Source organism: Pseudoduganella sp. S-14, from assembly GCF_049913285.1.
Classification (GTDB): Bacteria; Pseudomonadota; Gammaproteobacteria; order Burkholderiales; family Burkholderiaceae_D; genus Rugamonas.
This window is the reverse complement of record NZ_CP183991.1, coordinates 4929407-4943535: the sequence shown is the minus strand read 5'-3', so window position 1 is coordinate 4943535 and position 14129 is coordinate 4929407. Positions and strand designations below refer to the sequence as shown.

Here is a 14129-nt window from a genome sequence, read left to right as displayed (position 1 = left end):
GCTATCTCCGATTATTTGTTCAGTTCCAGCCAGCCGTCGCTGTACCAGGCGAAGAGCGCTTCCAGCACGTCTTCGGAAGCTGCGGCCACTGCTGCGCCGTCCAGGCCGCGGGTATTGGCCAGGGTTTCCAGCGTCGCCCTGTCGGCCTTGTTCATGGCAAAGGACTCGCCGTTGATGAAGACATTCTTGCCGCGATAAAGCATTTGCGTCTTGCGCGAGAGGGAAACGCCTTTTTTCTCAGCTGATTGCTGGAATTTGCCGGCAGTTAGCGGCTTATCAAGCGGCTGGAAGAAGACGTTATGCTTTGGCTCGGACAGGTATTCGCCGAGGAAAATGGCGAAATCGTCTTCAGTGAAGCTGACCTTGTTCAATTCGTCGGCCAATTTGCCCAGCATGGCTTTCGGGATTTCAGCCGGCTTGCTGGTCGGCTCCAGGTCTGGATCGGCATAACGGCCCGGCAGGTCGATGGAGTCGGCCATGAATTGCAGGAAAGCTTCGCCCAGTTCCTGGTAGGACGGGGAGCGGAACCCGATCGAATAGGTCTGGCAGTCGCCGATCGCTTCGCCATCGTGGGCGTAGTGCGGCGGCAGGTAGAGCATGTCGCCCGGTTCCAGCACGAATTCCTCGGTGGCCTTGAATTTCTTCAGGATCTTCAGCGGCAGGCCTTCGATCAGGGTCAGGTCCTTCTGCGCGCTGATCTTCCAGCGGCGCTGGCCTTCGGCCTGCAGCAGGAACACGTCGTAGGAATCGAAGTGCGGACCGACGCCGCCGCCATCGGTGGCGAAGCTCACCATCAGGTCGTCCAGGCGCGCATCGGGCAGGAAACGGAATTGGCGCAGCAGCGCATCCGCCTGGTCGTCCTGCAGGTTGATGCCCTGTACCAGCATGGTCCATTCGCGCTCTTTGCGCGAAGGCAGTTCTTTCAGGGGGCCGTGCTGCATGTCCCAGCTACCGTCTTTCTTGGTGACCAGGCGGCTTTCCACGTAGTCCTTGGTGGCCAGTTCAGCCAGCTTGTCGAAAGGCAGCAGGGGTTTGAAGCCGGGAATGGCCTGGCGGATCAGCAGCGGCTTCTTGTGCCAGTAATCACGCAGGAATTGTTCGGGCGTGATATCGCCCAGGAGTGTCAGTTTTTTCATGGGGCCGATTATAGCAAGCGGTATAATCCTTCCAGCTTAGATATGAAAGGAAGCTCAATGAAGATCGCCAAGAATACTGTTGTGACGGTGGAGTACAAACTGTCCGACGCACAGAACAATCTGATCGAAGACGGTCGCCAGCCAATGGTCTACCTGCACGGTGGCTACGAGAACACCCTGCCGAAAATCGAAGAAGAACTGGACGGCAAGGAAAACGGCTACGCCACCACGATCCAGATTGAACCGGAAGACGCCTTTGGCGATTACGATCCGAACCTGCTGAAAGTGGAAGAGCGTGCGCGCCTGCCGGAGCCGCTGGAAATCGGCATGCAGTTCGAAGGCCTGCCTGAAGGCGGCGAAGACGATGACGCGATGATTTTCACCGTGACTGAAATCGCCGAAGATAAAGTGGTCCTGGACGGCAACCATCCGCTGGCCGGCATGGCCCTGCGCTTCGAGCTGAAAGTGATCGACGTGCGTGCCGCCACCGAAGAAGAAATCGCCCACGAGCACGTACACGGCCCGCATGGTCATCATCACCACGACGTCGACGATGAAGGCGACGATGGCGAGGAAGGCGATCACTTCCGCAGCCACCCGATCCACTAAGATCCTAGCCCCGCACAGCGGGGCTTTTTTACGTCACTCGCTACCCAGGGCGAACAGCGCCGCACTGCCCGGTATCACCCGCAGCGTGACCCATTCGGCACCCAACGCGAGATGGCCGACGTTCTTGTTCCATTCGATTGCCGGGGCGGCCTTGTCCTGCTTGCGGTTGTCCACCAGCAGCAACTGCCCCGGATATTTGTCGGCCTGCGAGCGCACGATGCGGCGGATTTCGGTAAAGCCGTCGCGCTTTTGCGCCAGCCGTTCAAAAAAACCTTGTTCCACATGGGCGCCGATGTCGCCGTCCATCACCAGCACGATGCCGGCGATGTTCTTGCGCTTGGCGTGCAGGAAGGCGCGGTGCAGCCAGCCGCGGTTGGCCACCATGCGGTCTTCATACTCGCTGTTGCGGCCAGCTTCGACCAGGTAGTGGTTGTTCCTGGCCGGCACGTTGAGGGTGACGAACAGGATGTTCTCGTATTCCCAATACGTGTTTTCGGCGTAGTCGCGGAACTTGGCGATGCTGGACTGGCGGTTCAGCGGCAGCTTGCCCTTGCCGAGTGCTTCAGGCTCGCGGAAGAACAGTTCGCGAATGCGGTTGAGGCGTTCGATGGCGTTCGACTTGCCATTCGAGTTGCGGCACTCGGTCCAGTCGCTGCCTGCCGGCAGCAGCACCAAGGGGCGCTCGGCGCTGTCCATCAGGTCGCGGCGCTCCTGGTACAGGCTGTCGGAACAGGGCTCACTGGCCGACTTGAGGCCGGTGGCAATCAGGAATGCGGGCTCGTTGCGGCTTGCCTCGGCCAGCATGCGGCGGAACTCGGCGTCGCCTTCGCCTTTGGGGAAGTTGTGGCCGAGCAGGGAGAACGAGAATTCGCCTTTGCGCGGCGCGGCCTTGTCGCTGCGAGCCATTGCCGCAGGCAGGGCTAGCGTGTCTGCGGCCAGCGCGGCCCCGCAGGCCAGCGATCTTAGGACGAGCCGCCGTTTCATGCCTGCGCCAGGCGCTTGAGCTGGTACAGGCGGTCCAGTGCTTCGCGCGGAGTCATGGCGTCCGGATCGATGTCGTCCAGCGCTGCCAGCAGTTCCTCGGCACGTGGATCGGCGGCCGGAGCAGCCGCGGGCGCCGCGTCGTCGTTGGCATCGGCCACCGGCGCGGCGAACAGGTCGAGTTGCGGTGTGGCGTCCAGCGCTTGCGCTTCCAGGCGCGCCAGGTGCTTGCGGGCGGCCTTGATCACCGGCTGCGGCACGCCGGCCAGCTGCGCCACCTGCAAGCCGTAGCTTTGCGAGGCCGGGCCGTTCTGCACCGCGTGCAGGAAGACGATGGAATCCTTGTGCTCCACCGCCGACAGGTGGACGTTGGCGGCGGTCGGATGCGCTTCCGGCAACTGGGTCAGTTCGAAATAGTGGGTCGCGAACAGCGTGAAGCTGCGGCTGCTTTCGATCAAGTGGCGCGCAATTGCCCACGCCAGCGCCAAGCCGTCGAAGGTCGAGGTGCCGCGGCCGATTTCGTCCATCAGCACCAACGAATGCTCGGTGGCGCCGTTCAGGATGGTCGCTGCTTCCGTCATCTCCACCATGAAGGTGGAACGGCCGCCAGCCAGGTCGTCGGTGGCGCCGATACGGGTAAACACACGGTCGATCGGGCCGATGGTGGCGCTGGCAGCCGGCACATAGCTGCCGACATAGGCCAGCAGGGTGATCAGGGCGACCTGGCGCATGAAGGTCGATTTACCGCCCATGTTCGGGCCGGTGATCAGCAGCAGGCGGCGGTCGGCCATGAATTTGCAGTCGTTGGCGATGAAGCGCTCGATCTGGTTTTCCACGACCGGGTGGCGGCCTTCCACGATATTGATGCAGGGCTCGGCCACCAGGTTCGGCGCGCACCAGTTGTTGCGCAGCGCGTGCTCGGTCAGCGCGCACAGGGTGTCCACTTGCGCCAGGGCCTGGGCGATCGATTGCAGCGGGCCGATGAAGGGCGCCAGAGCGCCAAGCAGCTCGTCGTAGAGCATTTTCTCGCGCGCCAGGGCGCGGTCCTGCGCCGACAGGGCCTTGTCCTCGAAGGCCTTCAGTTCCGGCGTGATGTAACGCTCGCAGTTCTTCAGGGTCTGGCGGCGGCGGTAGTCTTCCGGCACCTTGTCGGCCTGGCCGTTGGTGACTTCGATGTAGAAGCCGTGCACGCGGTTGTACTCGACGCGCAGGTTGGCGATACCGGTGCGTTCGCGTTCGCGGGTTTCCAGGTCGACCAGGAACTGGCCGGCGTTTTCGGACAGTCCGCGCAGTTCATCCAGCTCGGCATCGTAGCCGCGCGCGATTACGCCGCCGTCGCGCACCATGGTGGCCGGTTCCGGCATGATGGCGCGCACCAGCAGGTCCACGCATTCCTTCGGTTCATTCAGGCCGAAGTGCAGCTTGGCCAGCAGGCCTTGCGCATTGTCGTGGCCCAGGGCGCGCAGCATGGCGTGCTGCAGTTTCGGCAGTTGCTGCAGGCCGTCGCGCAGGGCGGAGAGGTCGCGCGGGCGCGCCGACAGCAGGGCCACGCGGGTCGTGATGCGTTCGATATCCGGCACCTGCGCCAGATGGTAGGCCAGCGAGCCGGTGGTGTCGTGCTGCATCAGGGCGGCGATGGCGTCGTGGCGCGCGCGCGCCACGGCCTGGTCGCGCCTCGCATGGTGCAGCCAGTGGCGCAGCAGGCGCGAGCCCATGGCGGTGCGGCAGTGGTCCAGCAGCGAGAACAGGGTAGGCGATTCCTGGCCGCGAATGGTTTCCGTCAGTTCCAGGTTGCGGCGCGTTGCGGCGTCCAGGCCGATGTATTCGTTCTCCGTTTCGCAGGAGAGGCTCTTGACGTGCTGCAGGCCGCGGCCCTGGGTCGATTGCGCATAGCGCAGCAGGGCGCCGGCTGCACCGAATGCCGCGCCCAGGCCTTCCGCGCCGAAGCCTGTCAAAGTGGCGACAGCCAGCTGGTCGAGCAGGGCCTTGTGGCCGTGCACCACGTCGAAGTGCCAGGCCGGCACGTTGTTGACGTGGCAGATCGCGATGTCGTCGAACATGTCGGCATCGTCGCCGCGCAGGATTTCAGCCGGCGCGATGCGCTCCAGCTCCTGTCCCAGGCGCGTGTTGACGCTGCGCTGGTCGCCGGAGAATTCCATCAGGCGCAGCGCGCCGGAGGCCAGCGACAGCCAAGCCAGGCCACAGGTGACCACCTTGCGATTGCTGATCATGGTCATGGCCAGCAGCGGGCGCTCCGATTTCTCCGGCAGCAGGTCCGAATCGGTCAGGGTGCCCGGCGTGACCACGCGCACTACCTTGCGCTCGACGGGGCCCTTGGCCAGGGCCGGGTCTCCGATCTGCTCCGCGATCGCACAGGACTCGCCGACCTTGACCAGCTTGGCCAGGTAGCCATCCAGCGAATGGAAAGGCACGCCAGCCATCTTGATCGGCACGCCGTTCTGGGTGCCGCGCGCCGTCAGCGTAATGCCCAGCACGCGCGATGCCTTTTCCGCATCGTCGAAGAACAGCTCGTAAAAGTCGCCCATGCGGTAGAACACCAGCATGTTCGGGTAATCGGCCTTGATGCGCAGGTACTGCGCCATCATCGGCGTGACTTTCTCGGCCGGGCTGTTCTTGACGGCGTCAGGATTGATTTCGGAGGGCAGGGTGGTCATTTTTCGGAATTTCGTTCGGGCGTCGCGCCGGGCGCGGTAAAACGTTGCATTTTACCCCACGGGGCGGGTGTGCGACAGCCGCCAGGTTTCGTAGATAAACCGCTCTAATGATGCATTCTGGCAACGTATTGTGCGGGACTTCTTGCCCAAATGCAGTTAAACTTCCGTCAAATTATTTTTCGGCAAGATATGTTCTGCTGGTTAAGGAAGCCTTGTGAAACGTGTATTCAAAAATCGCAACAGCGGTTTTACCCTGATCGAAGCCCTCATCACGATGGCCATCATCGCCATCCTGGCGGCTGTAGCGTTGCCATCTTATAAAGACTATATCATTCGCGGCCACATTCCCCAGGCCACCAATGGCCTATCTGATATGCGCATCAGACTGGAGCAGTTTTTCCAGGACACCCGTACCTACGCCGGTGCTTGCGCCGATGGGGCAGCAGCGGCGCCCCCGACGAGCCCTGATTTCACCTTTACCTGCACCATCGCTGCCGACGGCCTGAGCTATCAATTGAAGGCCACAGGCAAGGGGCCGATGACCGGCTTTACTTATGAGCTGAACGAGGCTAATGCCAAGAAGACGACGGCGCCGACCGGATGGACTGGCTCCGACTCGTGCTGGGTGACGGCCAAGGGCGGGCGCTGCTGATGCGTAAGCAACATGGCGTGACCCTGATCGAGCTGCTGGTGGCCATCAGCGTGCTCGGCATCCTGCTGGCGCTGGCAATGCCGAGTTTTTCCCGCATGATCCAGGATGCGCAAAACCGGACTGCCGCAGAATCTGTGCTGAACGGTTTGCAACTGGCGCGCACGGAAGCCTTGCGGCGCAGCACCCAGGTGCGCTTCAGCCTGACCGACGCGGATGGCAAGGTGGCCTGGACGGTTGGCTGCGTGAATGCGAACCTCTGTCCGGCAGAGATCCAGAAACGCGCGCCGGAAGAAGGCGGTGGCAACGCACGGGTTGGCGTCACCACCGATGCCCTTCCGCGACCGCTCAAGCCTGACACCTTTGCCGGTGTGCTGGCTGCCGGCGCCGGCCTCGACAAGGCCGCCGTGGTCACGTTCGACAGTTTCGGAAGGGTTAGCGCGGCCGCAGGCACCGAAATCAGCCGCATTGACGTTACCAACGCCAAGGCCAGTTACGCGCGCCGCTATGTTGTGACGGTTGGCTCCGGCGGCCAGGTTCGCATGTGCGATCCCGACAGCAAACTGAACGGCACCCCCCAGGGCTGTACTTAAGGAGTAATCCCATGATTCGCAATTTAAAACCTGGCCGCCAGGAAGGCATCGTTTTGCTTGAAGCGTTGGCGGCCATCCTGGTTTTCTCGTTCGGCATTCTTTCCTTCCTCTGGATGCAAGCCTCGGCGACGCGCCAGGTGACCGACTCCAAGTACCGCCTGGAGGCCAGCTTTGCTGCCAACCAGATATTGGGCGAGATGTGGGTGCATCCCGACGACTGGAGCGCCTACGTGGGGACTGACGTGCCGGTGGCAACCCTGCCAGCCGGCAAACGGACGGTGGCGCTCAACGGCAAACAGGTGACCGTCACCATCAGCTGGAAAAGTCCTGGCGAATCCAAGGCCCACAGCTACCAGGCGGTGGCGCAGATCAACGGATGAGGAAAATGATGCAGAGCTCCCAGAGAGGCTTTACGATGGTCGAGATCATGGTGGGTCTCGTCGTCGGCATGTTGGGCACGTTGATCGTGGCCCAGGCCTTCACCAATAACGAAGCGCGCAAGCGCACCACCACCAGCGGCGGCGACGCCCAGGCCAATGGCGCGATTGCGCTGTACATGCTGGAGCGCGATACCAGGATGGCCGGCTGGGGCATGACCGCCAGCACCAGATCCTACGTCGGCTGCAGCAACATCTATGCCTATTGCGACAGAAGCGCGGACTGCGGCGGCAAGGAAGGCGCGCTGGCCGATGTGAATTTTGCGCCGGCATTGATCAAGGATGGCGGCGATGGGCCGGACAGCATTTCGGTCCAGTATTTTGCCGATCCAGGCCAGTCCTCTTACCAGCCATCCGGCAGCACCACGATACGCAAGGCGATGCCGCAGCCGTCGGCCGAACTGGACGTGGCCAATGCCGCTGTCTGCCAGGATGGCGACCTTGCGCTGGTATCGCAGGCAGGCAACTGCACCATTATGAAGATCACCGAGGTCCAGGGCCAAGCTTCGAAGCTGCAGCACAATTCCGGCGCGGGCGGAAGTTACAATCCGCCGGCATCGTATTTCGAAAGCGAGACGAACGCCTGGCCGAAATACATCGCCGGCGCCAGCGTCACTTGTTTCAAACCGGCCAATGGCCACCCGATTTTCCGCAAGACCTATTCGGTCAATACCGCCACCAAGCAGCTGGAACGAAGCGATAACTCGCAAGTGCCGGCCGTCACGAATGAGCTGGTCATGTCAGATGTGGTTGACATGCAGGCCGAGTATGGCGTCGCCCCGGCAGACAGCCAGACGATTGACACCTGGGTCAGCGCCGCCGCCTCGCCTTGGAAGGAACCCTCCTCGACCGACTGGCAGCGCATCAAGGCGATCCGCGTTGCCATGGTCACGCGCGGTGTCCAGTATGAGCGGCCCAAGAGCGCCGACAAAGGCTGTACAGCGACCACGGCCTTGTCGTCCAGCTGGGCCGCGTTCAAAACTGAAAAATATCCGCGCGATTGGGGTTGCTATCGTTATCGCGTGTTTGAAACGGTCATCCCGCTGCGTAACGTGATCTGGGGGAAAATATGAAATCCGTAGTCATTTCCGCGTGGCGCCGCCAGCAGGAAGGGGTGGCCCTGATCATGGCGCTCATCGTGCTGGTGGCCATGACCCTGGCCGGGCTGGCCATGATGCGCTCGGTCGACGGTTCGTCCCTGGTTGCCGGCAACCTGGCGTTCAAGCAGAGCGCTGCCATCAGCGCCGACGCCGGCGTGGAGGCAGCCATTGCTTGGCTGCATGGCAACCCGAAGTCACTCAACGAAGACCATGACAGCGATGGCTATTCGGCCAGTAGCCAGGACGACCTTGATTTGACGGGCAACAACACAGTGGACGCAGACGATGACCTCGACTGGAGCAAAGCCACGCTCGTCAAGAAACTACCGGTCGACTCGGCTGGCAACCAGGTGTCCTACGTGATCCACCGCATGTGCCAAACGGCCGGCGCATTGGATCCGTCCAGTTGCGCCAGCATGCCGCGCGATCCGACGTCGGGAGCGAATGAGGACAACAGCATCGGCATTCTGCGTCCGATGCTGACGTACCAGACTTCGCCAGGCAACAGCAGCACCGGTCGTTCGTCATCGTTCGGACTGTACCGGATCACGGTGCGGGTTGCCGGGCCGCGTTCTAACGTCAGCTTCGTGCAGGCAATTATTTCACAATGAGTATGCGAGACCTATTGATGAGGCCACTCTTTAAACAATTGATGCTGGCGGCACTGTTCACCGGCAGCGTGCTGGGCGCCGCCTTGTCGCGAGCTGCCAGCACTGACCTGGCAGACAAGCCGCTGGCAAATTCCACGACCGTGCAGCTCTTGCCCAACATTATGCTCGACCTGGACAACTCGGGCAGCATGCTGTGGAGCTATATGCCGGACTATGTGCGCGTGCAGTCAAATGGCAGCTACCTGACATTTTGCCGCTACACCAATGGCAGCCTGGCAGTGATTTGCCACGATGGCGATCCGCCTTTTGCGGCCAGCGCTTTCAACAAGGTCTACTATAACCCGGCGGTCCGTTATGACTGGCCGACCACGGCCGACGGCAAACGCCTGGCCGACGCGACCACTGAGCACCGGACTGAGTACAGGGCGCCATGGTCGAACATCCCGAGCGACGGCTACGGCATCCAGGATATCGACAAGACGCATTCGGAACCGCTGTATAGAGAGTACCCTTGCGGGGTCGCCAATCCCTATACCGGACGAGCCATCGATTGCAAGTCGCAGGGGCCTAACGAGACCATCAATTTGCAGACTTACGGCAGCGTGAAAGCCAGCTATCCCGATCGTGTCTGGTGCCCTGATTCGTCGTCCAAGGAAAAAGATTGCAAGCGTGCAGTAGAGGGGACCAGCTACGCCTATCCGACCGGAGATTACTCGGTTGCGAAGGAAGTCAAGGGCGCGCCCTATTACTACAATGTGACCGTCAAATGGTGCACGGATAGTTCCGCCACAAATTGTGCGGACTTGCGCGACAACACTTACAAGACCGTTGTGTTCGGCAAATGGGAACGGGTCGACATTGTTCCGACCCGTAGCAGCTACCCGAAAGCACCAACGCGCACCGATTGCGCCGGTGTCAGCTGCAGCTACGATGACGAGATGAACAACTTCGCGACCTGGTATGCCTGGTACCGGACCCGGACCCAGATGACCAAGACGGCCATTGGCCTGGCGTTCAAGGATGTACGCGGAAATCCCAAGCCGATGGAGGAAGACAAGACTGACCCGAGCTATTTCCATACGCGCCTTGGGATGATGACCATCGATAACAAGACCATCGCGGTGCCAATCGCACCTTTTGAGGGCGGGCACAAGCAGACCTTCTTTGACGAGCTGTATAAGCTCTACCCGAATACCAGTACGCCATTGCGTAACGCATTGAACGAGGTCGGCCGTCTGTATAAGTTTGGCAAGAACGACGCGTTCCCGGATGGGAAAAATGACCCGATCGAGGCTGCTTGCCAACGCAACTTCGTCATCCTGGCAACGGACGGTTACTGGAACGGGAACCAGGCGCTGTACACTGACGACCCCAAGGGCACGCTGTTGAAGGACCAGGACGGCGACATCAAGAAAGCACCGCGGCCATCGTACGCGCCATACAAAGCCGGTGACGGTACCAGGAACAATCCTGGCGACCAGGTGTCGTTGGCTGACATTGCGTTTTACTACTACAACAATGACCTGCGTCCGGACATGGAGAACATCGTCCCCAGCGCCGGCGGCAACAAGAACATCAACGATGTCGCCAACCATCAGCACATGACCACCTTTACCCTTGGTCTCGGCGTGGATGGTACGCTGGCTTACCGCAACGACTACAAGACCGCAAAGGCGGGCGACTACTACAAGATCCTGCAAGGGGGGACCAAGGAATGGCCGGCGCCATTGCCGAACGATCCGACCGCGATCGACGATTTGTGGCATGCCGCCGTCAGCGGCCGTGGTACTTATTTCAGTGCCAAGGACCCGACCACCTTGCAGGAAAGCCTGCACCAGGCGCTGGGCAGCATCGGCCAGTCGGACGGCAGCGGCGCCGCTGCGGCGACCAGTAACCTGAACCCGGTGGAAGGCGATAATTTCATCTATCTCGCGAACTATCGAACCCAGCTCTGGGATGGCGAACTGAGTGCGTACGCGATCAACGTCCAGACCGGCGAAATTACCGGCGATCCAAAGTGGCAGGCAGGGACGCTGTTGCGCAGCAAATTCGCGTCGGACGGCAGCGACACCCGTACCATCTGGACCTCGGACGCCAGCAACAGGCTGGTGCCGTTCAAGGCCGCAAGCATGGATAAAGGCCAGTTGGCGTTCTTCTCGAAATCGGTGCAACAGTCGCTGAGCCAATATAAGAATTGGACCAGCAAGCAAGTCGAAGCAGCGAATGAAACTACCCTGGTAAACTTCCTGCGCGGCCAGGATCCGCTGGACAAGGATGGCATGCGACTGTACCGCGAGCGCGACAAGGTGCTTGGCGACTTCATCCATTCGCAGCCGATCTACGTCAAGAATCCGCCGTTCGGCTTCCTGGACGAGGGCTACGCCGCGTACGCGAAGACGGAGCGGGACGCCATCGTCTACGCTGCCGCCAACGATGGCATGCTGCACGCCTTTGATGCAAAAACCGGTGACGAGCGCTGGGCATACATCCCGCCGATGGTGCTGCCGGACCTGTGGCAGCTGGCCAACAAGGATTACGCCGATCGCCACCGCTACTACCTGGACGGCGCAATCGTCGTGTCCGACGTCAAGATCGGCAAGGAATGGATGACCATCCTGATCGGCGCGATGGGCAAGGGCGGCCGCGGTTACTACGCGCTCGACATCACCAACCCCAAGCAGCCGCCGAAAGTATTGTGGACCTACACTGCTGACGATAACCCTAACCTTGGATACAGCTTTGGCCCTGCGCAAGTGACCAAGCTCGAAGGCAAATGGGTGGCGGTGCTGACCTCCGGCTACAACAACATCGCGGAAAACGGCAAGTACGACGGCGACGGTCAGGGCCACGTGTTTATCCTTGACCTGGCCGATCCGAAGAATGTCGTGGACATCCCCACCGGCGCCGGCGACAAGCTGAACCCTAGCGGGCTGGCGCGTATCAATATTGCCGCTGTAAAGGATTTCTACACGGACAATACGGAAGACAGGGCTTACGGCGGCGACCTGCAGGGCAACCTGTGGCGTTTCAACCTGAAGCAGCGCACTGCCACCAAGCTGATGGAACTGGGTAATACCCGGCCAATCACGGCAGCACCGGACCTGACCCGGCGCTCCGACGGCACGATCATCGTGTATTTCGGCACTGGGCGCTTCCTGGGCGCCTCCGACCTGGTGATTCCCGAGGGGAGCATGCCGACGCAAATCGTTGCCGCCGTCAAGGACGTGGTGACCGAGGGCCCCATCAAGCTGGAAACGCTGGCCGTGCAGACCATGGATCAAGGCGCCGATACCCGCACGGGCACAACGGAAAAAACGGTTGACTGGGACAAGGACAAGGGCTGGTACCTTGAATTGCCAAGCAAGGGTGAGCGCGTTGCCATTGATCCGCAGGTATTTGACGGCATTTTCATGGTGCCGAGCGTGGTGCCAACAGCGTCGGCTTGCCAGCCTGGTGGTTACAGCTGGCTGTACCAGTTCAGCACTGGGGGGGCCAAGCGCGATGTGCCGGTCGGCACCAGGCTCGTGTCGCCTGTGGTTGGCACGACCCTCAGCAGGCTGTCGAACGACAAGGCGGTGGTGTTCGCCATTACTGCCGACGGTAAACGTCCGAAGTCGATCCCATTGAATACCCGGTCGCACGGCGGGGGCGGCGACGGTGAAGACCCGAACGGCGAGCCTGTAACCAAGCGACTGCAGTGGCGTGAACTGGTCAAGTAATGTCCGGTCGGCAGGCAGGGCGAATGCTTTTGCCCTGTTGCTGACTGTTCTGGCCCACCTGGCTGTCCTGGCCAGCGTAGGCAGGCAGGGCGCGCCGGGTGAAACCGCGCCGCAACAAGCCTCCTCCATGCTGGTGCTTACCTTGTTGTCGGCGCCAGCATCGGTGCCGGCCCCGGATGGTGCGGAGGCGCAGCGGCCGGCGCCGGCCTCCGCCGCGCCAGCCGCTCGCTTGGCGCCGGCCGAGCAGCCCTCCGAACCAGCGTTTACTCCGCGCTACTTCCAGCAGCATGAATTGACCGAACAGCCATCGGTGGCAAGCGGCCTGGCCAGGCGTCGCTGGCTGGTGCTGCCGGGGGCTGCCAGCGGCAATATCACGGTACGCTTCTGGATCAACGACATGGGCGACGTGATACGCGTCCATCTGATTCACAGCGACGCCAATGAGAAGGAGCAAGCAGCGATGCTGGCGGCGTTGCAGCAAGTGCTTTTCCATCCAGCCCATATCGGGCGCATCGCCGTGCACAGTGAGGTGCAAATGGACTTGAGGGTAGTCGGCGAAGTGGGTTTCTAGACCTTCATTCGAGCCGGCGGGCAATCCGGTTCAGGCCCACGGGCGTGACACCGAGATAAGCGGCCAATTCCTTCTGCGGCACGCGCTGCACCAGCCTGGCGCGCTTTTCCAGCAAGTGCTGGTACATCTGTTCCGGGGAGTACATCAACAGGTCGCGCTCGCGCACCATTTTCAGCTGAGTCAAGGCCTGGAAGCCGAAACGGATCGCTTTCTGCCATGCCAGGTGGCGCTCACCCAGGGCGTCCAGCAGGCGCCAGTCGATGACCTCCAGCACGCTGGCCTCCAGCGCCGCCGCGCCAAAGCTGGTTCGCCCACCCGGCTGAAAGCCAATCGGACACGCAAACAGTTCGTCTTCCGCCGTGAAACTCTTGATCCATTCCTTGCCGTCGGCCGTCGTGTAGAACTGCTTGAGCAAGCCGGTGCGCACAGCAAACAGCCGCTGGCAAAAGTCGCCTTCGTGAAAAGCGAACTCGCGCTCGCGCAGCTGCAGCAGCTGCACGGAGGCAGCCAGTTGCTCCACCTCCGGCAACTGCAGGCCGGCAGCCTGCTCCAGTCGGCGCAATGCGCGCACCAGCGTTAAATGTTCCATGCAGGCGATTATAGGATGACGCCGAGCTGGCGCATCATCTTCAAGTCTTCGGTGATGCGCCAGTGCTGGCAGATGCGTCCATCCCTGATCCATTCAATCTGCATCTGCCGCACGTCGATCGATTTGCCGGTCGGCTCGATGCCGAACAAGCTGCCGGTGTGCGTGCCGGTCATGCGGACATAGGCCGCCACGCGGTCTGCTGTGACCACCAGGTCTTCGATGGCGTAATGCAGGTCGGGAATCCCGCTGCGCATCATCAACACAATGGGCTTGAGGCCCGCCGGCCCGGGTTGCGGATCGGGCAGCCCGGGGCTGTGGTTCCGGTAATCGCTGGTCAGCAGTTCGTCGAGCACATCGACTTTCCCCTGGTTCCAGACTTCCTCGAAATAGCGTTCGATCAGCCGCGCGTTCGCTTGCAATGACATGTCTTCCTCCTTGAAAGAGGACAGCTTAGCGAGG

Annotated in this window: 13 protein-coding genes; 8 read left to right on the top strand and 5 right to left on the bottom strand. The window is 61.4% G+C overall.

The features are described 5' to 3' along the window. Window positions 1–11 precede the first annotated feature (11 nt). Window positions 12–1136, bottom strand: coding sequence for a JmjC domain-containing protein (locus tag ACN9MZ_RS22695; RefSeq protein WP_426339134.1), 1125 nt, complete (start codon window positions 1134–1136; stop codon window positions 12–14). Between the two features lie 57 nt (window positions 1137–1193). Here ACN9MZ_RS22695 and ACN9MZ_RS22690 point away from each other — a divergent pair, with 57 nt between their 5' ends. Further along, on the top strand, window positions 1194–1745 hold the full coding sequence (locus ACN9MZ_RS22690; RefSeq protein ID WP_426339133.1) for an FKBP-type peptidyl-prolyl cis-trans isomerase: 552 nt from the start codon (window positions 1194–1196) through the stop codon (window positions 1743–1745). A gap of 33 nt (window positions 1746–1778) precedes the next feature. Here the strand turns inward: ACN9MZ_RS22690 and ACN9MZ_RS22685 are convergent, their stop codons facing one another. Both ACN9MZ_RS22685 and mutS read right to left on the bottom strand, forming a co-directional pair. Beyond that, complete coding sequence (locus ACN9MZ_RS22685) at window positions 1779–2729, bottom strand: hypothetical protein (protein WP_426339132.1); 951 nt, start codon at window positions 2727–2729, stop codon at window positions 1779–1781. Next, a complete protein-coding gene (mutS, locus tag ACN9MZ_RS22680) occupies window positions 2726–5401 on the bottom strand; it encodes a DNA mismatch repair protein MutS (RefSeq protein WP_426339131.1) in 2676 nt (891 codons plus the stop codon). The genes ACN9MZ_RS22685 and mutS overlap by 4 nt, the downstream gene beginning before the upstream one ends. Before the next feature lie 214 nt (window positions 5402–5615). On the opposite strand from mutS, the gene ACN9MZ_RS22675 reads away from it, so the two are divergent. Genes ACN9MZ_RS22675 through ACN9MZ_RS22645 form a run of 7 tightly spaced genes read left to right on the top strand, consistent with a single transcriptional unit; the run spans window position 5616 to window position 13081 of the window. Beyond that, a complete protein-coding gene (locus ACN9MZ_RS22675; protein WP_426339130.1) occupies window positions 5616–6053 on the top strand; it encodes a type IV pilin protein in 438 nt (145 codons plus the stop codon). Then, window positions 6053–6643 (top strand): GspH/FimT family pseudopilin, encoded by a 591-nt coding sequence (locus ACN9MZ_RS22670; RefSeq protein ID WP_426339129.1) that lies wholly within the window; start codon window positions 6053–6055, stop codon window positions 6641–6643. Before ACN9MZ_RS22675 ends, ACN9MZ_RS22670 begins: the two co-directional genes overlap by 1 nt. Window positions 6644–6654: 11 nt before the next feature. After that, complete coding sequence (locus ACN9MZ_RS22665; protein ID WP_426339128.1) at window positions 6655–7023, top strand: type IV pilus modification PilV family protein; 369 nt, start codon at window positions 6655–6657, stop codon at window positions 7021–7023. Between the two features lie 5 nt (window positions 7024–7028). Beyond that, window positions 7029–8153 (top strand): PilW family protein, encoded by a 1125-nt coding sequence (locus ACN9MZ_RS22660; protein ID WP_426339127.1) that lies wholly within the window; start codon window positions 7029–7031, stop codon window positions 8151–8153. Next, window positions 8150–8791 carry a pilus assembly PilX family protein gene (locus tag ACN9MZ_RS22655; RefSeq protein WP_426339126.1) on the top strand — a complete coding sequence of 214 codons (642 nt, stop codon included), beginning with the start codon at window positions 8150–8152 and terminating at the stop codon, window positions 8789–8791. The genes ACN9MZ_RS22660 and ACN9MZ_RS22655 overlap by 4 nt, the downstream gene beginning before the upstream one ends. 17 nt (window positions 8792–8808) lie before the next feature. Then, window positions 8809–12510, top strand: coding sequence for a pilus assembly protein (locus tag ACN9MZ_RS22650; protein WP_426339125.1), 3702 nt, complete (start codon window positions 8809–8811; stop codon window positions 12508–12510). A 37-nt stretch (window positions 12511–12547) separates the two neighbouring features. Then, window positions 12548–13081 (top strand): hypothetical protein, encoded by a 534-nt coding sequence (locus tag ACN9MZ_RS22645; protein ID WP_426339124.1) that lies wholly within the window; start codon window positions 12548–12550, stop codon window positions 13079–13081. Window positions 13082–13085: 4 nt separating this feature from the next. Here the strand turns inward: ACN9MZ_RS22645 and ACN9MZ_RS22640 are convergent, their stop codons facing one another. Beyond that, a complete protein-coding gene (locus tag ACN9MZ_RS22640) occupies window positions 13086–13670 on the bottom strand; it encodes a Crp/Fnr family transcriptional regulator (protein ID WP_426339123.1) in 585 nt (194 codons plus the stop codon). A gap of 8 nt (window positions 13671–13678) precedes the next feature. After that, window positions 13679–14095 (bottom strand): ester cyclase, encoded by a 417-nt coding sequence (locus ACN9MZ_RS22635; RefSeq protein WP_426339122.1) that lies wholly within the window; start codon window positions 14093–14095, stop codon window positions 13679–13681. Window positions 14096–14129: the final 34 nt, after the last annotated feature.